19 protein-coding genes, 4 tRNA genes and 1 riboswitch are annotated in these 21,094 nt (G+C 61.4%); of the genes, 5 read left to right on the forward strand and 18 right to left on the reverse strand.

The window, feature by feature from the left end; all coding sequences use genetic code 11:
• Nucleotides 1–10: 10 nt before the first annotated feature.
• Nucleotides 11–135: riboswitch (FMN riboswitch) on the reverse strand.
• A gap of 70 nt (nucleotides 136–205) precedes the next feature.
• From FH975_RS10925 to FH975_RS10940, 4 genes are all read right to left on the reverse strand, one after another.
• Nucleotides 206–279 (reverse strand) — tRNA-Gly (locus FH975_RS10925).
• Between the two features lie 21 nt (nucleotides 280–300).
• Nucleotides 301–372, reverse strand: a tRNA-Val gene (locus FH975_RS10930).
• 27 nt (nucleotides 373–399) lie between these two features.
• Nucleotides 400–470 (reverse strand) — tRNA-Cys (locus tag FH975_RS10935).
• Nucleotides 471–497: 27 nt separating this feature from the next.
• Nucleotides 498–571: transfer RNA gene (locus FH975_RS10940), tRNA-Gly, on the reverse strand.
• 119 nt (nucleotides 572–690) lie between these two features.
• Between FH975_RS10940 and FH975_RS10945 the strand changes: the two genes are divergently transcribed.
• The 5 genes from FH975_RS10945 to rpe are packed head-to-tail and all read left to right on the forward strand — an operon-like array spanning nucleotide 691 to nucleotide 5,253.
• Entirely contained in the window at nucleotides 691–1,563 is an 873-nt protein-coding gene (locus tag FH975_RS10945) for a cytochrome (RefSeq protein ID WP_162321376.1), read from the forward strand.
• 48 nt (nucleotides 1,564–1,611) lie between these two features.
• Nucleotides 1,612–2,151: a peptide deformylase gene (gene def / locus FH975_RS10950; protein WP_162321377.1), complete on the forward strand. Its 540-nt coding sequence runs from the start codon at nucleotides 1,612–1,614 to the stop codon at nucleotides 2,149–2,151.
• Complete coding sequence (gene fmt, locus FH975_RS10955) at nucleotides 2,148–3,098, forward strand: methionyl-tRNA formyltransferase (RefSeq protein ID WP_162321378.1); 951 nt, start codon at nucleotides 2,148–2,150, stop codon at nucleotides 3,096–3,098. The genes def and fmt overlap by 4 nt, the downstream gene beginning before the upstream one ends.
• The gene (locus tag FH975_RS10960; protein WP_328821865.1) at nucleotides 3,095–4,606 is read left to right on the forward strand and encodes an RsmB/NOP family class I SAM-dependent RNA methyltransferase; all 1,512 of its coding nucleotides are present in this window, start codon (nucleotides 3,095–3,097) and stop codon (nucleotides 4,604–4,606) included. The genes fmt and FH975_RS10960 overlap by 4 nt, the downstream gene beginning before the upstream one ends.
• The gene (gene rpe, locus FH975_RS10965; RefSeq protein WP_162321379.1) at nucleotides 4,603–5,253 is read left to right on the forward strand and encodes a ribulose-phosphate 3-epimerase; all 651 of its coding nucleotides are present in this window, start codon (nucleotides 4,603–4,605) and stop codon (nucleotides 5,251–5,253) included. Before FH975_RS10960 ends, rpe begins: the two co-directional genes overlap by 4 nt.
• Nucleotides 5,254–5,344: 91 nt before the next feature.
• Here rpe and nrdR read toward each other — a convergent pair whose 3' ends face one another.
• The 14 genes from nrdR to FH975_RS11035 form a co-directional block, all read right to left on the reverse strand.
• Nucleotides 5,345–5,845: a transcriptional regulator NrdR gene (gene nrdR / locus FH975_RS10970; protein WP_153078554.1), complete on the reverse strand. Its 501-nt coding sequence runs from the start codon at nucleotides 5,843–5,845 to the stop codon at nucleotides 5,345–5,347.
• Between the two features lie 96 nt (nucleotides 5,846–5,941).
• Nucleotides 5,942–9,481 carry a DNA polymerase III subunit alpha gene (gene dnaE / locus FH975_RS10975; protein ID WP_153078553.1) on the reverse strand — a complete coding sequence of 1,180 codons (3,540 nt, stop codon included), beginning with the start codon at nucleotides 9,479–9,481 and terminating at the stop codon, nucleotides 5,942–5,944.
• A gap of 7 nt (nucleotides 9,482–9,488) precedes the next feature.
• Nucleotides 9,489–10,430 carry an RluA family pseudouridine synthase gene (locus FH975_RS10980; protein WP_153078552.1) on the reverse strand — a complete coding sequence of 314 codons (942 nt, stop codon included), beginning with the start codon at nucleotides 10,428–10,430 and terminating at the stop codon, nucleotides 9,489–9,491.
• Nucleotides 10,430–11,053 carry a signal peptidase II gene (locus FH975_RS10985; protein WP_153078551.1) on the reverse strand — a complete coding sequence of 208 codons (624 nt, stop codon included), beginning with the start codon at nucleotides 11,051–11,053 and terminating at the stop codon, nucleotides 10,430–10,432. Before FH975_RS10985 ends, FH975_RS10980 begins: the two co-directional genes overlap by 1 nt.
• Before the next feature lie 94 nt (nucleotides 11,054–11,147).
• Entirely contained in the window at nucleotides 11,148–12,110 is a 963-nt protein-coding gene (locus FH975_RS10990) for a DivIVA domain-containing protein (protein ID WP_153078550.1), read from the reverse strand.
• Nucleotides 12,111–12,204: 94 nt separating this feature from the next.
• The gene (locus FH975_RS10995) at nucleotides 12,205–12,492 is read right to left on the reverse strand and encodes a YggT family protein (RefSeq protein ID WP_153078549.1); all 288 of its coding nucleotides are present in this window, start codon (nucleotides 12,490–12,492) and stop codon (nucleotides 12,205–12,207) included.
• A gap of 53 nt (nucleotides 12,493–12,545) precedes the next feature.
• The gene (locus FH975_RS11000) at nucleotides 12,546–13,187 is read right to left on the reverse strand and encodes a cell division protein SepF (RefSeq protein ID WP_162321380.1); all 642 of its coding nucleotides are present in this window, start codon (nucleotides 13,185–13,187) and stop codon (nucleotides 12,546–12,548) included.
• A gap of 49 nt (nucleotides 13,188–13,236) precedes the next feature.
• Nucleotides 13,237–14,043, reverse strand: coding sequence for a YggS family pyridoxal phosphate-dependent enzyme (locus tag FH975_RS11005; RefSeq protein WP_162321381.1), 807 nt, complete (start codon nucleotides 14,041–14,043; stop codon nucleotides 13,237–13,239).
• 41 nt (nucleotides 14,044–14,084) lie between these two features.
• Nucleotides 14,085–14,789: a polyphenol oxidase family protein gene (locus FH975_RS11010; RefSeq protein WP_162321382.1), complete on the reverse strand. Its 705-nt coding sequence runs from the start codon at nucleotides 14,787–14,789 to the stop codon at nucleotides 14,085–14,087.
• 27 nt (nucleotides 14,790–14,816) lie between these two features.
• A complete protein-coding gene (gene ftsZ / locus FH975_RS11015) occupies nucleotides 14,817–16,004 on the reverse strand; it encodes a cell division protein FtsZ (protein WP_162321383.1) in 1,188 nt (395 codons plus the stop codon).
• A 321-nt stretch (nucleotides 16,005–16,325) separates the two neighbouring features.
• The gene (locus FH975_RS11020) at nucleotides 16,326–17,087 is read right to left on the reverse strand and encodes a cell division protein FtsQ/DivIB (RefSeq protein ID WP_162321384.1); all 762 of its coding nucleotides are present in this window, start codon (nucleotides 17,085–17,087) and stop codon (nucleotides 16,326–16,328) included.
• Nucleotides 17,084–18,496 (reverse strand): UDP-N-acetylmuramate--L-alanine ligase, encoded by a 1,413-nt coding sequence (gene murC, locus FH975_RS11025; RefSeq protein WP_162321385.1) that lies wholly within the window; start codon nucleotides 18,494–18,496, stop codon nucleotides 17,084–17,086. The genes FH975_RS11020 and murC overlap by 4 nt, the downstream gene beginning before the upstream one ends.
• Entirely contained in the window at nucleotides 18,493–19,587 is a 1,095-nt protein-coding gene (locus tag FH975_RS11030; RefSeq protein WP_162321386.1) for a UDP-N-acetylglucosamine--N-acetylmuramyl-(pentapeptide) pyrophosphoryl-undecaprenol N-acetylglucosamine transferase, read from the reverse strand. The genes murC and FH975_RS11030 overlap by 4 nt, the downstream gene beginning before the upstream one ends.
• An 18-nt stretch (nucleotides 19,588–19,605) precedes the next feature.
• The gene (locus FH975_RS11035; RefSeq protein ID WP_162321387.1) at nucleotides 19,606–21,084 is read right to left on the reverse strand and encodes an FtsW/RodA/SpoVE family cell cycle protein; all 1,479 of its coding nucleotides are present in this window, start codon (nucleotides 21,082–21,084) and stop codon (nucleotides 19,606–19,608) included.
• Between the last annotated feature and the right edge of the window lie 10 nt (nucleotides 21,085–21,094).

Genomic DNA, 21,094 nt, shown 5'->3' on the forward strand with positions numbered 1-21,094 from the left:
CAGTCTCCTTCTGTGCTACTCCCATCCAGACTCTAACTGTCGGTACCGGAATTTCACCGGTTCAACCGGCGCAGTGGGCGCCGGGTCGCGGACTATCACCGCCGGTTCGGACTTGCACCGATCCCGTAAGCACGTGGCATCTATGGTGCCACAAAACAATGACGCCCGGTATCCGAGGAAACCGAGCGTCATATGTGTCGTTCTGAGCGGATGACGAGATTCGAACTCGCGACCCTCACCATGGCAAGGTGATGCTCTAGCCAGCTGAGCTACATCCGCCTTGCTGACCAAAGTCAGCTGTGCGTGATACTGGGATCGAACCAGTGACCTCTTCCGTGTCAGGGAAGCGCGCTACCGCTGCGCCAATCACGCGTACTGCCCGGCCGTGGGGCCGGTGCGAGGTGGGGACGGGAATCGAACCCGCGTTAACGGCTTTGCAGGCCGCTGCCTCACCACTCGGCCACCCCACCGGGGTTGCTCGGGTTATTTCCCTCGCGAGCGGATGACGAGATTCGAACTCGCGACCCTCACCATGGCAAGGTGATGCTCTAGCCAGCTGAGCTACATCCGCTTGTCTTGCTGCCGAAACCGGCAGGTCAACGACATGAAACTCTAACCCACTCCAATGCAGACCGTCCAATCGCCGCGTGGTCTCTGCCGTGTCGAGGCCTCATGGCAGACTGAATGACTATGACAGATCCGCGGCTTGCCCACGCTACAGACTTCGGTCGAATGTACTCTCGCTCCCTGTCGGAACCACCTCTGGTGCCTTCGATCACCACGATAATCGCTCAGGAGTCTCAGGATATGACGGGCTGGTCAGGCCATATGGCGGCAACTGAGCTCATCAATGACGCACGGCTCTCAGGATCGGTCGGGTCCCCGGGTGATCTTCGGAAGCTCGCTCGCGATGCCTCATCCGCCGCGGAGAGGTTCCGTGATGCCGCCGCCGCCCGGGGTGATCGAGTCCATCACTACGCTGAACAGGTCGCGCTCAGCGCTCTCGGCGAGGGGACCGATCCCGACGCCGCCCGCGCCGTCCTTGCCGAACACGGCGAGTCACGGTTTGCCGACCGTTTTGACGAATGGTGGGAGCTGTATCAGGTAAAGCCGCTGGCAGCCGAGGTCACGGTGTGGAATCACACCGTCGGCTACGCCGGCACCTTGGATCTGCTGGCTGAAATTGGTGGCAGGACGTGCATCCTGGACTTCAAGACAAAGGGACTCGGCCGTGACGGGCGTGCGAAACCGGTCCGTGACTCTGTAGTGATGCAGCTCGTCGCCGGAATGCGAGCTGAGGAGGTACTGGTTGACGCGTCAGCCGGCATATGGGAGCCGTGGCCCCACCGCGGTGACGACGGTAATCTGCCGCTGCTGATTGCCGTGGCCGTCTCAGAGGCTGAGGTAGTCCCGGTTCAGGCACAGTCCTCGGCACTTCGGGCACATTGGCGAAAGTTCTGGGCCCTCCGACAGGTCTGGGAGCATTCTCGGTCGGTCTCTGAACAAGGTCACGCGCTGAGACCCATAGGCCCGCCGCCTACCGCTGCTGCCCCGACTGGCTGAGCGAGCACCGGCAGGGGCATTGTGATCAGTGATGAAAGAATGGAGCACATGTCTGTCCTCGGAATCCGGCAGATCGGTGATCCGGTCCTGCGCAGCCCAGCTTCTCCCGTACCGCTCAGCGATGGAGCCCCGGACCAACGCATCAGCCAACTCGTCCACAACATGAACCATACGATGAACTATGTCAACGGTATCGGGCTCGCCGCACCGCAGGTGGGAGTGAGCCTGCGCATCTTTACCTGGCACGTGGAGGAGAACCGGGGCGCGGTCATCAACCCCGAACTCGAGTTGTCCGGGAGTCCCGGATTTGTTCCCCGTCCTGAGAGTGACAACGGCGAGGCGGTACTTCGGGAGGGCTGCCTCTCCATTCCAGGGGGGATATACGCCCCAGTGACGCGCTTCCCGCATGCTGTCCTCACCGGGGTGGGCCCCGACGGCCATAGCCTGCGGATCGAAGCCACCGGCCTGCTGGCTGCGTGCTTTCAGCATGAACTTGATCATCTGGACGGAAAGCTCTTTCTGGACCGTCTGACCGGGGAGCACAAGAAGCAGGCCTATCGAGAACTACGGAATGGAGTGATGGCATGAACGGAATAGTCTTTGCCGGCACCCCGAAGATTGCAGCCGATGTCCTGATGAGCCTTATCACCTCTGATGTTCCGATAGCGGGCGTGCTGACTCGGCCTGACGCCCCGGTGGGCCGGCGCAAAGTTCTCACCCCCTCCCCCGTTGCTGAAGTCGCCAGAGAAGCGGGGCTGCCGCTGCTGAAGGCCTCGAAACTCGATCAGGAAGTCACCGAAGCCGTTCGCCGGCTGAAACCTGATCTCGGGGTGGTCGTCGCCTATGGTGCGCTCTTGCCCGAAGCGGCCCTGCAGGCTCCCCGCCATGGGTGGGTGAACCTTCACTACTCAGAGTTGCCCAAGTATCGCGGAGCATCGCCGGTTCAGCACGCCATCCTCAACGGAGAACGCACCACGGCAGCTACCATTTTCCAACTTGAGAAGGGCATGGATTCGGGTCCTATTCACGCAGCGCGGACATATGAGATCCCTGAGCTAACTTCCGCAGGCAGAGTGTTGGAAGACCTCACGACCTTGGGCGGCCGGATGCTGTTGGATCTGCTTCCAGGCTTGTTGGAGGGAACCGCGAGTCCTGTTCCGCAGGCTGGTGAACCGTCCCTCGCACCTAAACTGACACGCGATGACGCCTTCATCGATCCAACGGCGGCAGCACCCCAGGTTGCTGATCGAATTAACGCAACGATTCCTGAACCCGGTGCATGGACGCTCAACGGTGAGGCGCGTGTGAAACTTGGGGTCGCCCGCACTTTCCACGGTCGTCCGGGCGGTGAGCCCGGGCAGGTTTCTCTGCTGCCCTCCGATCGGCACTCGGGAGACCAGGTCGTCGTGATGAGCACCGGAGACGGGGCTGGTGTGGTACTCACCGAGGTGCAGCCGGCTGGAAAACAGATGATGCCCGCTGCTGACTGGTTGCGCGGCCAACAAGATCGTGTGCGGCTTGGAGGCCAACGGTGAGCGAACATCCACAGCGCCGCAATGACAAAGGTCGACAGCGGCACCGGGGAGGGCCCCGGCAGTTCAGCCAATCAACTCCGTCCAACCGCTCCCGACGTGCCGACCCAGCTCGGCTGACCGCGTTCCGCGTGCTGCGGGCAGTGGCTCTCGACGACGCCTATGCCAACCTGGTGCTGCCCACGGAGATACGCCGCGCCAAGCTGAACAAGCGTGACGCAGCCTTCGCCACAGAACTCACGTACGGCACTCTGCGCGCCCAAGGAACCTATGACACGATTCTCCGGCAGAATGTGGACCGAGGGTTGGAGCAGTTGGATCCCCCGGTGCTCAATGCTCTCCGTTTAGGCACTCACCAGCTGTTGGCTATGCGTGTTGACGACCACGCTGCGGTGAACGAAACCGTAGCGCTGGTCCGCGACCAGGTCGGGGCAGGGCCTTCTGGATTGGTCAATGCCGTTCTGCGGAAAGTCGGGTCAAAAACTCTGCAGGAATGGTTAGACCAACTCACCGCAGAACTTGCGGACCTGGATGCTCTCGCACTGCGCCACGCGCATCCACGATGGATCGTTCGTGCGATGCGTCAATCGTTGAAACTCCACGGCTACGAGGATCAGTTGGTAGAGCTGTTGGAAGCTGATAACGCCGCCCCAGAGGTACACCTGGTGGGCATTCCGGCCGGGGCGGAGCCCAATGGTCTCGAAGCCCTGCAGCAGGCCGTTGAATCCGGTGCAGTGGGCTCTGAGCTCATTGATGGGGCCGCGGTCTTCCGCGGCGGGGACATCGGCCGACTCAGCGGAGTCAGGGAAAACGTGCTCAGGGTCCAGGACATCGGCTCTCAGTGGATAGCCCGGGCCCTCGCTGAACCGACCGTATCCTCCGCAGAGAAGTGGCTCGACATGTGCGCCGGGCCCGGCGGTAAGGCGGCGCTGCTGGCAAGCCTCGCCGCAGAGTATGAGGTCCATCTGACCGCCAACGAGCCTGCACCGCATCGGGCTGAACTGGTCAGAAAGGCTCTGCAGCCGATCAGCCCAGACTTCTGGGACGTCCGCACTGGAGATGGCCAGAGTATCGGTGAGCTGGGCAAGTCCTTTGACCGGATCATAGTTGACGCTCCCTGTACCGGATTGGGTGCGCTGCGGCGTCGTCCTGAATCCCGATGGCGCAGGCAGCCCGGGGATTTGGCTCAACTGACCATACTCCAGGCTGAGCTGATTGACGCCGCTGTCGGCGTGCTTGCCGAAGATGGTCTGCTGGCATACGTGACGTGTTCGCCGCACCCTGCTGAGACTCTGGTTCAAGTAGAAGACGCGCTGAAGAGGCACCCTGAACTCGAGCTGTTGGACGCTCATGAGGTCATGGAGGACCTAGCGCTTCCTGCCGGCAGGAACCTGATCCGGAAGCGTCCCACCGCCGGCGGGGAGACGGCCGCAAAATGCGTGCAGCTGTGGCCCCATACCCACGGAACTGACGCCATGTTTTTTGCCCTGTTGAGGAAAGAGGCCCCATGACCGCTATCCACCCCAGCATTCTCAGCGCCGACTTCGCCAACCTTGCCACAGAGCTTTCGCGCATCCCCTCCGCCGATGCCGTCCATGTGGACGTGATGGACAATCATTTCGTGCCCAATCTGACGCTCGGGCTGCCAGTCGTGAAGGCCATCCGTGCAGCGACGAGCCTTCCGTTGGACGTTCATCTGATGATTGATGACGCCGACCGCTGGGCGCCTGCCTACGCCGAGCTTGGGTCTGAGTCGGTGACCTTCCATGTCGAGGCTGCAGCTCGGCCGGTCCAAGTAGCACGGGATCTGCGCTCTCATGGAGCCAGAGCGGCTATGGCGATGAAGCCCGGGACGCCTCTGGAGCCGCACTTGAGCCTGCTGAGTGAGCTGGACATGCTGCTCATCATGACTGTGGAACCTGGTTTCGGCGGGCAGTCGTTTATGGATGAAATGCTGCCGAAGATCGCGGCTGCCCGTAAGGCCTCGGAGGACCTCGGTGGCCGCATTGCCGTTCAAGTAGACGGCGGTATCAACCGTGAGACCATCATGCGGGCGGCAGAAGCCGGCGCCGACACCTTCGTTGCGGGTTCAGCCGTCTACTCCGCAGATGACCCCGAAGCGGCAATCGCGGGGCTCCGCCGCCTCGCGGGGTGTTAGAGCAGCACCTTCACTGGGTCCCCGCGCATAACAAAACCGGCGGTGGTCTCAACCTTCCCCTGAAGAGACCACCACCGGTGTGTATGAAAGTCTACCTGAAACCGAAACGCGGCTGAACAACTTTCGCCGCGCCGCCCTCTGGTTCAAGTTCTTCGCGACGAAGCTCTTCCACGGCTGCTTCGAAATCGTCAAGATTTTCGAAGCCCCTGTAGACGGAGGCGAACCTCATATAGGCGACGACGTCGAGCCGCTTGAGCGGGCCGAGAATAGCTAGGCCTACGTCATTGGCATCGATTTCTGCATTACCGGACGCGCGGACAGTTTCCTCCACTTCCTGCGCGAGTACGGCGAGATCATCAGGTGTCACGGGCCTGCCCTGGCAGGCCTTTCGCACACCATTGATGACCTTGGAGCGGTCGAATGGTTCAGCGGCACCGGACCTCTTGATGACGCTCAGACTGGTGGTTTCTACAGTGGTGAACCGTTTGGAACACTGCGGACACTGCCGGCGACGGCGTATTCCGGATCCATCTTCCAGCGTCCTCGAGTCCACTACACGAGATGAGTCGTGACGGCAGTACGGGCAGAACATACGTGGGCCTCCTCTCCCTCATCCCAGTGTAGCCACTACATATTGTGTCCAACAACTCGTTCAGATCAACATCTTGTGGTGAGGCGCCTGAAGCGTTCAGCTCTCCAGGCAGGAAGGACCCAGTAGGACTTTTAGGTCACCGTACAGCGAGGGCGAAGGTGAAACCTGGTAGGCCACTCCGAGCTTCATGACTTCGACCTTCTCACCGGTCAGGAGCCTGATGTGAACATCCGAGGTACCCCGGTGCGCCTGAAGTGTAGACCCCAGTTCGGTGACGATGCGCTCTGTTGCCTTCTGCACCGGCATCGACACAACGACGGGGCCCGACGCTCCATCCTCGGTGATCTCCGGGACGGTGACATCCATGGCCTTAAGCACCACTCCCCCGTCTTCCCGACGGTCCACCTGGCCCTTCACTGCAACGATCAGATCCTCAGCAAGAACCATTGACACTGCCTGGTAGGTCTTTCCGAAGAACATCACCTCAATAGATCCGGTGAGGTCCTCGATTTCAGCGCGGGCGTACGGGTTGCCGGATTTGGCGATCTTGCGGGCCAGGGAGGTGATCATGCCGCAGACGGTGACTGTGGCACCGTCAGGGGGGCCGTCCTCGCTCACCACACTGGGCACCGAACGGTCTGCATGGGAGGCTAGCGTGCGCTCCATGCCGGAGAGCGGGTGATCAGAGACGTAGAGCCCGAGCATCTCACGCTCAAAATTGAGCTTGTCCTTCTTCTCGTACTCAGGCAGCTCGGGAACCTTGACGGCTTCGAAGCCTCCTCCGGCCTCGTCATCGGCTTCCGCGAAGGCACCGAAAATATCTGTCTCGTACTGCTCAGAATCTTTTTTCTGCCGTATCGCCTGGTCGACCGCCAACTCGTGGATGGTCACCAGAGACCGTCGCGAATGGCCGAGATCGTCGAAGCCTCCGGCCTTGATCAACGAATCCATCGTGCGCTTATTGCAGACCTGAGCAGGGACTTTTGTGAAGAAGTCCACGAAGGATGTGTACTTTCCCTTCTCCTGACGGGCATCAACGATGCCGGCCACTACATTGGCCCCCACGTTACGAACCGCCCCCATGCCGAACCGGATCGTATCGTCACCGACAGGGGTGAAAGTCAGCGCTGATTCGTTGATGCTCGGCGCGGTGACAGTGATCCCCATATGTCGACATTCGGAGAGATAGATCGCCAGCTTATCGCGGTTCTCACCCACGCTGGTCAGGAGTGCTGCCATGTATTCAGCCGGGTAGTTGGCCTTCAGATAGGCCGTCCAATACGCGATGAGTCCGTAGGCTGCGGAGTGGGCCTTGTTGAACGCGTAGTCGGAGAACGGCAGCAGGATGTCCCAGAGCGTCTGGGCTGCCTGTTCGGAGTAACCGTTGGCTGCCATGCCTTCGAAGAAGCCGACTTTCTGCTTGTCCAGCTCGGACTTCTTTTTCTTGCCCATGGCACGACGCAGAATATCCGCCTGGCCGAGGCTGTAGCCGGCCACTCTCTGGGCGATGGCCATCACCTGCTCCTGGTAGATGATCAGACCGTAGGTGGTGTTGAGAATCTCCGCGAGTGGCTCTTCAAGCTCCGCGTGAATCGGAGTGACTTTCTGCTGCCCGTTCTTGCGCAGAGCGTAGTTGGTGTGTGAGTTGGCGCCCATCGGGCCGGGTCGGTAGAGAGCGATCGTTGCGGAGATGTCCTCAAAGTTGTCGGGACGCATCTGGCGCAACAAGGAGCGAAGCCCCGAACCATCCAGCTGGAAAACACCCAAAGTATCGCCGCGGGACAGCAGCTGGTATGACGGGCGGTCGGTCAGATCCAAAGTCTCCAGATCGATCTCGACACCCTTGTTCAGCTGAATGTTCTCCAGGGCGTCGGAGATGATGGTGAGGTTCCGCAACCCCAGGAAGTCCATCTTGATGAGACCCAGCGACTCGCAGATCGGATAGTCGAACTGCGTGATGATCGCCCCATCCTGCTCGCGGCGCATGAGAGGGATGATGTCAATCAGCGGGTCAGAAGACATGATGACGCCGGCGGCGTGCACACCAGGCTGGCGCTTGAGACCTTCCAGCCCGATGGCGACTTCAAAGATCTCTTTCAACCGGGGATCGGAGTCGACCATTTCGCGGAATTCGCCAGCTTCGGCGTACCGCTTGGAGTCTTTGTCATGAATGTCGGACAACGGGATTGGCTTTCCCTGCTGATCCGGAGGCATTGCTTTGGTGAGCGTCTCACCGGTCTGGAAGGGCTCCCCCATGACGCGGGCCGCGTCCTTCAGCGCCTGTTTGGACTTGATGGAACCATAGGTGACGATCATCGCCACGCGCTCATCGCCATACTTGTTGACCACGTAGTCGATCACTTCGCCGCGCCGACGATCATCGAAGTCGACATCGAAGTCGGGCATGGACACGCGGTCGGGGTTCAGGAACCGCTCAAAAATGAGCCCGTGCTGCAGGGGGTCGAGATCCGTGATGCGCATGGCATACGCCACCATGGACCCAGGTCCGGAGCCACGGCCCGGACCCACTCGAATGCCGTTCTCTTTGGCCCAATTGATGAAGTCAGCGACGACCAGGAAATAGCCGGGAAAGCCCATCTGGGTAATCACGCCGATTTCATAGCGGGCCTGTTCGCGAGCCTCATCTGAGACGCCATCCGGGAAGCGGTAGTGAAGACCTTTCTCCACCTCCTTAATGAACCAAGACTCCTCCGTCTCACCCTCCGGCACAGGGAACCTCGGCATATAGGAAGCGTTCTCATCGAAGGCGACTTCGCACCGCTCGGCGATCGCAAGGGTGTTGTCGCATGCCTCGGGCACTTCGCGGAACAGGTGGCGCATCTCTGCCGGGGACTTGAGGTAGAACTCCTCAGCGTCGAACTTGAACCGGTTGGGGTCGTCAAGGGTGGCACCGGTCTGCAAGCACAGGAGGGCTCCGTGCGCTTTGTGGTCATGCTGGTGTGTGTAGTGCAGGTCATTGGTGGCTACCAGTGGAAGGTTGAGGTCTTTCGACAGCCGCAGCAGGTCCTGTCGCACTCGACGCTCGATCGGCAGGCCGTGATCCATGAGTTCACAGTAGAAGTTGCCTTTGCCGAAGATTTCCTCAAATTCGCCGGCGGCGCGCTTGGCCTCTTCATACTGGCCCAGATGCAGCCTGGTCTGAATCTCGCCGGAGGGACAACCCGTAGTTGCTATGAGACCGCTGCCGAAGTCCGAGAGCAGCTCTCGGTCCGCACGCGGCTTGTAGAACGTCCCTTCCATGGAGGCCCGGGACCCGAGCCGGAAGAGGTTATGCATCCCTTCGGTGTTCCGCGCCCACATCGTCATATGGGTGTAGGCGCCACCGCCGGAGACGTCCTTCTCCCCCACTGATCCTTCACCCCACCGCACGCGCTTTCGCTCCGAGCGGTGAGTGCCAGGGGTCAGGTAGGCTTCAAGCCCGATAATGGGTTTGACATCGTAGTTCTGCGCGGTCTTCCAGAACTCGTAGGCACCGAACAGGAAACCGTGGTCGGTCATGGCCACCGCCGGCATACCGAGTTCTTCTGTACGCGCGAACAGGTCATCGATTTTGGCGGCACCGTCGAGCATCGAGTACTCGGTGTGGTTGTGCAAGTGCACGAAGTTCTCAACCATGGTTCTCCTAGCCCTCTAAGATGCGCAGTGCCTCAGTAAGATCCTGCGGGTAGTCACTGCGGATGGTCAGCCGCTCCCCGCCGACGGGATGATCGATACCCAGCTCATAAGCGTGCAACCACTGCCGGGTGAGCCCGAGATCGGCGGCCAGATGCGGATCAGCACCATACGTCAGATCACCTGCGCACGGGTGCCCGAGAGCTGCGAAGTGCACTCGGATCTGGTGCGTTCGTCCGGTCTCCAGACGAATATCCAGCAGGCTGACGCGTCCGTACGCCTCAATGAGTTGGTAGTGGGTGCGAGCCTCTCGGCCGCCTTCCATGACGGCGAACCGCCAGTCGTGTCCGGGGTGGCGACCAATGGGCGCGTCGATCGTCCCTTCATGCGGGTCCGGAAGCCCCTGAACCAGTGCATGGTAGGTCTTTTCCGGTGTGCGGTTGCGGAAGGCATCTTTGAGGACACTGTAGGCCCGCTCCGTCTTCGCCACCACCATGACTCCTGAGGTTCCAACATCCAGGCGGTGCACGATCCCGCGGCGCTCTTGAGCTCCTGAGGTGGATATCTGCACACCCTGCGCCAGCAGCCCCCCGATGACCGTTGCACCACGCCACCCTGGTGAGGGGTGCGCTGCCACGCCAACCGGCTTGTTGACGGCGACCAGATCATCGTCCTCATACAGCAGCGTCATATCCTGCACAGGTTCCGCCTTAATGTCGGTCAGGTCGACTGGATCTGGCTCATGGACCGTGATCCTCGCGCCTTCGTGGAGCTTCTCCGACTTCTTCACCGGCACACCGGCTTCCCTGCCTTGGGTCCGGTACTGAGCCCAGGTGACTCTGCCATCGGCGATCCACCCAGCTGCCTCAGTCCGCGAAACACCGCTGACGCCCGCAACGACGGCGTCGGCCCGTTTCCCGGCCAGCTCTGCTGGAATGGAGTATTCAGTCATCAGTTCGCCTCTGTGTCTTTTGTTGCGGATGTGTTCTTGGCGTCTCGGGTGCCGTCAACGTTCAGACCAAAGAGCATCAAGGCGCACAGGCCAATGATGGAGCAGACGATAAAACTGTCGGCAACATTGAATACCGCAAAGTGCGGCACTGCGATCATATCCACCACGTGCCCCTGGCCGAACTGCTCAAAACTGCCATCAACTAACGACGGAGCTCGGAACAGTCTGTCCGTCAAATTTCCGGCCACTCCCCCGATCAGTCCGCCCAGTCCCAGAGTCCAGAGCCACGAGCCACCCAGACGGGACAGGTAAAACAGACCGACGGCTAGGACGAGGGCCTGAATGATCGTGAAGACCCAGGTGTGATCAGTCCCCATCGAGAACGCCGCACCGGGGTTGAGGTGGTAACGCCAGAACAGAACCGGCGGTATCGCGTCCACCTGCTGGCCGATCTCCATGGTTCGCTCTACCCAGAGCTTGGTGCCCTGGTCCAGCAGCCACGCGCTGAGAGCGAGGAGACAAGCCACGCCGACGGCTAATCGGCGGCGGGGCCCCTTGGTTTGAAGCTGAGGGGACGTGGGGCGTTCTGGTTCAGGCTGTGAGGGAGTTTCGGCGGATGGCACCTGTCGAGTCTACAAGCACGCCCAGTACCTCAGCACGCAAGAAGGGAGCCCCCAAATATGGGAACCCCCTTCTTGCGTAGTCCAGAGTGCAGACTCAGCCGGACGTCTCTTTTTCGATCGTCCCCTGCGAATTCAGCTCCGCCAGCTGATTCTCAATGTAATCTTTCAGCCGCGCGCGGTAGTCGCGTTCGAATCCGGTGAGTTCGCTCACGCGAGCCTCCAGATCGCCCTTCTTACGCTCCAGTGCGTTGAGAGTGCGAGTGGAGGTTAGCTCAGCCTCTTCGATCATCGACTCAGCACGAGTCTCAGCATCAGTAATCAGCTCGGAGCGCTTTGCTTCACCTTCGGCAATGTACTCAGCTCGGGTTTGCTCACCATCTGCTATCAGTTCAGCGCGCTTGGACGTGCCCTCGTTGATGAGTTCGTCCTTGGTGGTTTCACCCTCGTGGATGAGCTCAGCCCGTTTGGACTCGCCTTCCGCGATCGAGGCCGCACGGTTCTGTTCACCCTCTGCTACATACTGATCGTGAAGCTTCTGCGCCATGGCAAGCACACCTGCTGCCTCAGCCGCTGGGCCGCCTGCTGATGAAGCTGGTTCAGGCTCGGGCCTCTCCTGCGCTGGGCGGGTGCCCAGTGCGTACTCGGGGTAGGCCGTGACATTGGGATCACCCTGCGGCGTCACCGACTGTGTCTGGTCTGGCTCAGACTCTGGAGTCTCAAGACCGGCCGCTGGGTCGTCTGCGATGGATTCGAATGTTCCAGTCACCTCTGAAGAGGTACCGGCATAGCCGGAGAGACCGGCATCTTTGAGTTCGTCGGGCTCCACGAAATCACTGCCGTCAAGCTGCTCTTGCAGCGTGGCGTTCTCTGCCCGGAGCTCTTCGTTCTCCTGAATCAGACGGCGCCATTCGACGACCACCTCATCGAGAAAGTCGTCGACCTCGTCCTTGTCGTACCCAGGGCGGAATTTGGTCTCCGGAAACTCCTTGTTCAGGAGGTCATCTGGCATCAGAGCCATGGAAAGCGTCACCTCATCGTCAGTGGCAGGTTGTGGCATAAAAGCGTCTCATCCCACACAATACCCAGCCAACTTTGGACGCTTCGACCCGAACCTTCAAGTCAGGCTTCACTGGGATTGCGTGGGGCACAGATCAGGCGAAGCCGGCGATCAGCGACTTTGCGATCACAACCGCCAAGAACACGATGATGAACGCCATATCCAGCGAGACACCACCGAGGTTCAATGGCGGAATCTTGCGATTTAGCCAGCGCAACGGCGGATCAGTCACGGCGTAGATACCCACCGCAAGCATGAGCACTAGTCCCTTCGGGCGCCAGTTCCGCGCGTAGGACTCCGTGATGTTGAAAATGATCCGAATAATCAGGGCAAACTGATATACGGTCAGTATGAGATAGAGGGGTGCAGTGATGAGGTCCACGGGTGCTCAGGCTACCTCAGCGAACCAGTTTGATCCATCTTCACGAGCTCGTGTCAGGACTGGTTGAAGAACTTGGCGTTCGTTTCCGGCGCAGCTGCCGCCTTTTCCTCCGCCACAACTTCCACATTCCGAGGCGTCAGCAGGAACACCTTGTTGGTGACTCGTTCAATGGACCCACCGAGGCCGAAGACGAGACCCGCTGCGAAGTCCACGAGTCGCTTGGCTTCACCCTCGCCCATCTCCGTGACGTTCATAATGACCGGTATGTCCTCGCGAAAGGACTCCCCGATGATTTTGGCGTCATTGTAGGAGCGGGGGTGAACAGTGGTGATCTTTCGCATTTCTGAGCTTTCGTCCCGAGAGGAGGGTGCACGCTTGATGGGGGTCACTGGTGCCCGGTAATCCGGGGCCACCGCGAGGTTTGTGCTGTTGTACGAGCCTGCCGGGTCAGCATCGTCGCTGCTTTCGGGCGCTGTCGCCGCGGCGCGGTCCGCCAGCGAGACCACAGCACCTGTCGACTGAGCGCCTGTCGACTGAGCAGCTGCGGGCGCCGGTCGGGTTTTGGTGGCAGTACCACCGGATGATGCTGCGTGGCGGGAGGAGGATCGCTCCTCGCTGCCGAAGCTGTCTTCGTTGTAGTCGTCACCGTCGGCTAAACCGAGGTAGATCATTGTTTTCTTGAATGCACCGGCCATGGTTCAAGCTCCTGGGGAAGGTTTTGGTTGTGTCGCGATTCCGACATTACTAGTGGTGGGGCCGCTCACCCAGGACATCGCGTCCGATCCTCAGGCGTGTCGCTCCACAGTTGACCGCCGCTTCCAGGTCCTGACTCATGCCCGCAGAGATCTGCGTCGCCTCCGGATACTCTGCCGAGAGCAGCTGCGAAAGTTCACCCAGTCGTGCGAACGCAGGTTCCGGGTCCTCGTCCAATGGAGCCACCGCCATCAGACCCCCAAGGTGAAGTTGCTCAGCAGAGGCGATGAGCTCGGCCAGGCTCAGCACGTCGGTGGGGGCTGCTCCCCCGCGGTGGTCATCAGGCAGCGGGCTGCGTAGGTCCACTTGAAGGAGGACTTCCAGCGGTCGGCTGCGCGTCCCCTCATCGGCTGCTCGCACCGCAGCATTGTTCAGTGCATTAATCAGCTTAGAACGGTCTGCCGAATGGACGGAATCAGCGTAACGGACAACGGATTTGGCTTTGTTGGTCTGTAACTGCCCAATGAAGTGCCACCGCAAGGCTGTCTCGGTCTGAGCGGCGCCTGGTGTACTGGGGTGGGCATCGTCGAGCAGCTCTGTCACGGCAGCGGCTTTGGCTGCTGCTTCCTGGTCCTTGTTCTCTCCTACATCCCGCACACCGAGTTCAAAGAGGCGCTGGACATCTTCAGGAGGGAAGTACTTGGTGACCACAATGAGCTCCGGCCGGTCTGCTCGGCCGGAAAAGCCCACCGCCTTATCGATTCTCTCGTGCACGGCTGCGAGGTTCAGCGCCAGCTGGCGGGTGCGAGCATCGTCGGCGTTGTCCGCCGCGGAACGAAAAGCAGTTGTGAAATCCACGCTGCCCAGCCTACTTGGAGCATGGGAGAGCCCCAATGCGGTTAATCGGCTTTCCAGATGAGTGCCGCGATGCGGCCTTCCGGGGTTCCGTTCTTCTGGCTTACTCGGTGCGAGAACAGCGTCGGGTTCTCGATCGTGCAGCCAGCTACGTCAACAACTGCAACGTGGTGCGACTCCAAGATAGCGCGAGCCTCCGAACGCAGGTCCAAAGCAGGTGTGCCCCAGCTTGTCGTGGCGGCCAGGGCTGGACGGTCCACCGTGAGCTCGTCGAACATGGCCTGCGGGACCTCATAACACTCTCCACAGGCACCTGGGCCGATCCAGGCGGTGATGTTGCGGCCGCCGTGGTGCTGCAATGCTGAGACAGTGTTGTGAAGTACTCCACTGATGAGCCCGGGGCGGCCGGCATGCGCAGCGGCGGTCAACACGCCGCCCCCGCGGCTGCTGGCGGTGAACAGCACGGGTAGGCAGTCGGCGACCATGATGGCCAGCGATCGGGACCCGTCAGTGGAGATCCAGGCGTCACCGGTCGGCGTCACGTCACCGCTGTCGGCATCTACCACGTCCGCCGAATGGACCTGGTTCAAGTACCTCAACGGCCTATGCGCCAGACCAAGCTGGTCTTCGAGCCGCCGGCGATTTCCCTCGGCCTCGCCGCCGTCCCCCACATGGTGGGCCAAGTTGCCCGCCGTCACTGAGGTGAAGCCCAGGCGGACTCGCCCGACCTGTTCCTGCCACCAGAGCATCAGCCCGTCTCCCCGGCTTCGGGAGTTCTACTTCAGGAAATCGGGGACATCGAGGTCGTCGTCGTTCTTTCCCGTGTAATCAGACTCGACGATCTCGGGCAGCTTTTCTTCCGACCGCTCTTGAGCTGTTTCTGGGGGGGTGCGCTGGGGCGCGGTGTCCTGAGATCCTGCAGATGCGGCGTAGGCACCTGCGGTGGCTCCAGCAACGGGGGCCACCGGCCGCTGTGGCTGCGCCGGGGCAGCCGGGGCCGCGGGCTTGGACGTCACATCTGCCTGATCGAAACCGGCGGCGATTACGGTGACCCGGGCCTCATCTCCCAGGGCGTCATCAATGACGGCACCAAAGATAATGTTCGCCTCGGGGTGCGCGACCTCTTGGACCAGCCGCGCAGCCTCGTTGATCTCGAAGAGACCGAGATCCGAGCCGCCCTGGATGGAGAGCAGCACTCCGTGGGCACCGTCAATGCTGGCTTCCAGCAGCGGTGAGGCAATAGCGAGCTCGGCGGCCTTGACGGCGCGGTCCTCCCCATTTGCGGAACCGATGCCCATCAGAGCCGAACCAGCGCCCTGCATGACTGACTTGACATCAGCGAAGTCTAGGTTGATAAGCCCGGGAGTCGTGATCAGGTCGGTGATGCCTTGGACACCGGAGAGCAGCACTTGATCTGCGGAACGGAATGCATCCAGAACGGAGACATTCTTGTCCGAAATCGACAGCAGGCGATCGTTCGGGATCACGATAAGCGTGTCGACCTCGTCACGCAGGCCCTCAATGCCGGTCTCGGCGCTGCTGGCACGCCGGCGTCCTTCAAAGGTGAACGGCCGGGTGACGACGCCGATCGTCAGCGCACCCAGGCTCCGCGCGATCCGGGCCACGACAGGGGCGCCGCCTGTGCCGGTGCCGCCTCCCTCTCCTGCGGTGACAAAGACCATATCGGCTCCGCGGAGAACTTCTTCGATCTCTTCGGTGTGGTCCTCTGCGGCTTGCCGGCCCACCTCAGGATTGGCTCCCGCACCGAGACCGCGGGTCAGCTCGCGACCCACATCAAGTTTGACGTCGGCGTCGGACATCAGCAGCGCCTGGGCGTCTGTGTTGATCGCGATGAACTCCACGCCGCGCAAACCGACTTCGATCATGCGGTTGACGGCGTTAACGCCGCCGCCGCCTATGCCGACGACCTTGATCACGGCGAGGTAATTGCTCGGTGTAGCCACGTGTGTTTGTCCCTTAGCTGTTGAAAAGTCACAGATGCACGAAGACCCCCGCCGGTGAGCGAAGCCGAGAACGACTCCTCACTGTCTCCCCGTCCCCAGTACGTCCGATACCTACCGAGACAGTTCGCGGGTGCCTCGGGAAGCTCATCCACCGGAGACGTCGACTCGACATGCCTCTCACCGGCCGGGAGTCTTCGTAACAGGTCTCATTCTTCTGCTCCGCTGGTACCGTCAGCAAGGTTCAAGTTGAGCTTGAACCTTAGCTGATCTGGGGTGCGGCGATCTTCAGTTGTGGCCCCAGCCTACCCGCGAGGTCAGCTCTCACCGCGTAACCGGAGTTGACGGCGTGGATATGTCGATGATGTCCGCCCCCTGAAAGGCTTCCTCCGGTGAACCGAGGATAGCCTGCAAGACCACGGCCTTCTCCTCACCGCGATCATCAGAACCCCAGACCACGGTGCGTCCATCGGCTAGTTGAAGTTGCACCGAGTCGATGGAGTCGGCTGTTGCGGAGTCCAGTTGGGAGCGCGCATCGGGGGGCAGCTCGCCGAGGACAGAAACGATGGTCCCGAACACTGCCTCATCCTCCAGGGCTGCCTCGGAGGAAATCTCCGGGGTGGCATAGTCCTCTGCCTCGAGTTGTTCCGCGCCGGCGAAGGTCCGGATGACTTCTCCATGATCTGAGTACAGCAGGACATCACCGTCGCGGTGCACCTCCGCAACTGGTGGGTGCTCCACGACCTCGACATGCAGTGTTTCGGGAAGCTCGATTCGGCTCGAGACCTCCGCGACCACATTCTCTCCACGGAGCCGTTCGTGGACTGCTCCGCTGCCGACTTGGGCGATCGGCTGACCGTAGAGATCGGCCAGGAGCTCATCTGCCTGCTGGTCGGTGAGCAGCTCATTGCCGTGAACTTCAATGGTGCGCAGGGGTAGGAGCGGTGAGAAGTAGATCGTGGCGACTACGGCTAGCAGCCCGAGGAAGGCAGCTGCCAACGCCATGAGAGAACGACGACGCCGTCGCCTAGCTCCGACCGCCTCGGGTTCAGGAAACTCGAGAGCGGCCTCAGAGTCCACAGTCACCGGTTAGGCTCCTGCAGCTCTTTCACGATCTCGGTTGCCAAGTACGTGACATCCCCAGCTCCTATGGTGAGGACTATGTCTCCCGGCTCTGCGGCGGCGGCAACAGCGGCTGCAGCTTGGGTGCGGCTGAGCACCTGATGGCCGAGCAGTTCGGCGGTGACTCCGACGATGGGCTTCTCGCGAGCTGGGTATATGTCCAGCACGATCGCCGTGTCGGCGGCGTCGAGGGCGAGACCGAATTCTTCGGCGAAGTCGCGTGTGCGGCTGAACAGGTGAGGCTGGAAAATGGCGTGCACCTTGCCTGTCGTAGCGCTGCGGGCGCCACTGAGGACTGCCGCGACTTCTGTGGGGTGGTGGGCGTAGTCGTCGTAGACGGTCACACCGTTGCCCTCTCCGCGAAGCTCGAACCTTCTGGAGCTGCCGCTGAAGCGGCCCAGCGCGGCAGTGCACTCTTCAAGCTCGAGTCCTGCGGCAAGCCCTACGGCAACCGCGGCGGTGGCATTGAGGGCATTGTGCAGACCCGGGACCTGCAACACCATTGTGGAGCTGTACGGCTCAGGCTGGTCATCTCCTTCGCGAAATGTCAGGACGCCTTGTTGCCGAAATCCTGCGGGAGTGACCGCACTCAGCGTGAGGTCGGCGTCTTCCACCGTGCCGTAGGTGATGATGCGCACGCCTCGTTCGGTAAGCGGCTGCTGGACCCGATGGAGGAGTGCGCGGGCTCCTGAGTCGTCTAGGCAGAGCACAAGCGCTCCTGATTTTTGTATGCGCTCGGTGAAGTCGATGAAGACTTGTTCGACTGCTTCAGCGGTTCCGTAGTGGTCCAAATGGTCGGGCTCTACGTTCGTGACAACGGAGATCGTCGGAGAGTAGTTGAGCAGGGACCCGTCCGATTCGTCAGCCTCAGCAACGAACCACTCCCCCGCCCCGAGTCGGGCGTTCCTTCCGAAACCGGCCACATTGGCGCCAATGGCGAAGCTGGGGTCGCGCCCGGCCCCATCCAACATGATGGCCGTCATGGAGCTGGTGGTGGTTTTGCCGTGGGTTCCCGCCACGGCGATGGCCTGCTTGCCTTCCATGCAGGCGGCCAGGCCCTCTGAACGGTGCATCAGGCGCACCCCGGCGGCTGCTGCGGCGTCGTACTCGGGGTTGCCTGCAGTGGCAACCGAGGAGGCGATCACAGTGCTGATGGTCGAACCCGTCTCGGCTTCCAGGGACGTGATGTTGTCCGCGCTGTATCCGACTCTGACCGGGACACCGGCTGCCCGAAATTCGTCGAGCACCGGGAGTTCCTTGGCGTCGGTTCCGGAGATGGGCACACCTGCGGCGAGCATGAGGCGCGCGACCGCGGAAACTCCGACCCCGGCCAGACCGAGGAAGTGGACGCGGCCAAGATTTTCGAGGCTCATCGGGACGCTGCCTCCAGAGCTGCACGAGCCATGCGCTCATCGGCATCGGTGATACCGCGGGCAGCGGACTGCTGCTGCATCGTCTCCAAGAGTCGGGGGTCCTCCAGCAGAGGCAGCAGGTTGCGTCCGATCCATGATCTGGTGAAGTGTTCGTCCTTGACCAGGAGGGCACCTCCGGCATCGACCAGGCCGCGAGCGTTGAGCTCCTGCTCGCCGTTGCCTATAGGCAGCGGCACGAACGCAGCCGGCAGACCCACAGCAGCGACTTCGCATACCGTGGCGGCGCCTGCTCGGGAGACGATGAGATCTGCAGCCGCATACGCAAGGTGCATCCCGTCGAGGTACTCACGCTGGTGGTATCCCGAAGCTGCGAGGAGCGCTCCGGTGTCATCTCTGACTTCTTTGTCCTGTCCGGTCAGGTGCAACACCTGCGCACCGGTGCTCAGCAGGTCCTCCAGGGCGGAGGCGACTGCCGCATTGAGGTTCTGCGCCCCGGACGAGCCTCCCGTGACCACCAGGGTGGTCCGGTCAGTCTCCAGGCCCAGCTCTTGCCGTGCTTGGACGCGCATCTGATCTCGTTCCAGCTGGGAGACGTGCAGCGGCATCGGCATGCCTACGTGGACGGCACCTTTGAGCGGGGTCTCTGGGAACGCTGTCCCCACAAAGGTCGCCTGCCGGGCGCCGATTCGGTTCGCGAGACCGGGCCGGGCATTGGCTTCGTGGACCACCACAGGGATACCGAGCTTCTTCGCGGCCCGGTAGACAGGTGGGCATACGTATCCTCCGACTCCGACGACGACGTCAGCTCCGCGCCTGCGCAGTATCTCCTGAGCCTCGCGACTCGCCTGAGCGAACTGAGAGGGAAAACTCAAGATTGCCCGGTTGGGCCTGCGCGGGAAGGGGACTTTCTCGATCAGGTCAAGCTCGTACCCGGCGGCAGGAACCAGACGAGTTTCGAGGCCCGCGGCAGTGCCGATCATCGACTGGTGGGCCGAGGGGTCGAGCCTTTCGATGGCGGAGGCGATCGCAAGCATCGGACTGATGTGCCCGGCTGTTCCTCCGCCGGCGAGGACGACGCTGGCAGCTGTCATGTGGTTCCTTTGCGTGGTTCAGGAGGTGGCGGTCGTGGCTGGCGGTGTCAGTGTAGACCGCTTGCGCCGTTTTCTGGTGCGCCGTTTCGGAATTCGTGCCTCAATCCGTTGCCTGCGGGCGAAGTTGAGAATCACGCCGATCGCTATCAGGGCAACAGTCAGAGCCGAGCCGCCGTAGGAGATGAAGGGCAGCGGGACACCCACTACAGGAATCAGCCCGGTGACCATCGCGATGTTGATGAAGGCCTGGCCGACGATCCACGCGATGATGCCGATGCAGACCAGTTTGACGAACCGTGCGTGGTAGCTCTCGCCACTGATGCCATTGGCGACTCGGAAGATGCCGACGACCAGGACGGCGAAGAGTCCCAGGACGGTGACTGTTCCTAACAATCCCAGTTCTTCGCCGATGATGGTGAAGATGAAGTCGTTGTGCACTTCTGGGATGTAGTCCCACTTCTGACGGGACTGTCCCAATCCCACACCCCAGAAACCGCCCGAAGCCAGAGCGAATAGGCCCTGCTCTGTCTGGTAGCAAGGCTCCGTGGGGTGGTCGCAGTTCATTCCCAACCACGCGTAGACGCGCATCATGCGGTAGGGGGTGATCCACATCAGCAGCGCCACTGCGGAAGAGGCGAGGAGGCCGGCCAGAGCGAACCAGCGCATCCCAATTCCGGCAGTGAAGAGCAGCGCCGCGGCGATCAGAATGATCACCAGGCTGGTGCCGAGGTCACCTCCGGCGAGCACAAGTACCAGTACAGACAGGGCCCCGGGAGCTACGAACGGCATCATCCAGTGGGTGAACTGGTTGACGAGCTTGCCTTTACGAGCCAGCACCGCTGCTCCCCAGAGGACCAGTGCTAACTTGGCGACCTCTGAGGGCTGCCCCTGGACTGGACCGATGCGCAACCAGTTGGTTGAACCACCTCCGGTGTACCCCCAGGGCGAAAATGCCACCAAGGCCAGCAGGACGCTGGCGACGATCATCGCTGCCCAACCGATCCATCCCATCCATCGGGTGGGAACGACCGTCATGAAGAGCATGCCGATGAGGCCGATTCCTGCCCATACAGCTTGCCGTGTGGCTGTGGTGAAGGGCTGACCACCCCCATCAACGGAGGTGGAGGACAGCACCATAGTGAGGCCAAAAGCGGCCAGCGCGATTGTCGCACCCAGCACAAGCCAGTAGTTGGTGTAGGGGTTGCCGCCTTCAAAGATGCCCCAGAATTTTGTGATGCGTTCAGCACGTCGCTCCGCCTGCCGGGCTTTCCAAGCTCGTCCGAGGGATCCGTCGCCGGGCTCCTCGGTTTCATGTGCACCTTCGGCGGCGTCTTCATCGAGATCGTCTACCAGCCGAAGATGGCCGGCGGTAATGTCACCGGTGTGCTGGTCTTCAGCTTCCTCCGGTGAGGCTGCACTGGGCGGAGTGAGAACTGCTGAGTCTCTGCGAGTGTCGGGCTTTCGGGAGGAGGGTAGGCGCGGGGGCCGCTTGTCCATGGAGCTCCTC

This window comes from Nesterenkonia haasae (assembly GCF_010119385.1).
Taxonomy (GTDB): Bacteria; Actinomycetota; Actinomycetes; order Actinomycetales; family Micrococcaceae; genus Nesterenkonia; species Nesterenkonia haasae.

Bases quoted from the DNA above. Each gene is read 5' to 3' on its own strand.
- FH975_RS10980 (WP_153078552.1), bottom strand. From the start codon at position 10,430: ATGACTGAATACTCCATTCCAGCAGAGCTGGCCGGGAAACGGGCCGAC.
- nrdR (WP_153078554.1), bottom strand. From the start codon at position 5,845: ATGTTCTGCCCGTACTGCCGTCACGACTCATCTCGTGTAGTGGACTCG.
- dnaE (WP_153078553.1), bottom strand. From the start codon at position 9,481: ATGGTTGAGAACTTCGTGCACTTGCACAACCACACCGAGTACTCGATG.
- FH975_RS11030 (WP_162321386.1), bottom strand. From the start codon at position 19,587: ATGACAGCTGCCAGCGTCGTCCTCGCCGGCGGAGGAACAGCCGGGCAC.
- murC (WP_162321385.1), bottom strand. From the start codon at position 18,496: ATGAGCCTCGAAAATCTTGGCCGCGTCCACTTCCTCGGTCTGGCCGGG.
- fmt (WP_162321378.1), top strand. From the start codon at position 2,148: ATGAACGGAATAGTCTTTGCCGGCACCCCGAAGATTGCAGCCGATGTC.
- def (WP_162321377.1), top strand. From the start codon at position 1,612: ATGTCTGTCCTCGGAATCCGGCAGATCGGTGATCCGGTCCTGCGCAGC.
- FH975_RS10945 (WP_162321376.1), top strand. From the start codon at position 691: ATGACAGATCCGCGGCTTGCCCACGCTACAGACTTCGGTCGAATGTAC.
- FH975_RS11000 (WP_162321380.1), bottom strand. From the start codon at position 13,187: ATGGCCGGTGCATTCAAGAAAACAATGATCTACCTCGGTTTAGCCGAC.
- rpe (WP_162321379.1), top strand. From the start codon at position 4,603: ATGACCGCTATCCACCCCAGCATTCTCAGCGCCGACTTCGCCAACCTT.
- FH975_RS11010 (WP_162321382.1), bottom strand. From the start codon at position 14,789: ATGCTCTGGTGGCAGGAACAGGTCGGGCGAGTCCGCCTGGGCTTCACC.
- FH975_RS11035 (WP_162321387.1), bottom strand. From the start codon at position 21,084: ATGGACAAGCGGCCCCCGCGCCTACCCTCCTCCCGAAAGCCCGACACT.
- FH975_RS10990 (WP_153078550.1), bottom strand. From the start codon at position 12,110: ATGCCACAACCTGCCACTGACGATGAGGTGACGCTTTCCATGGCTCTG.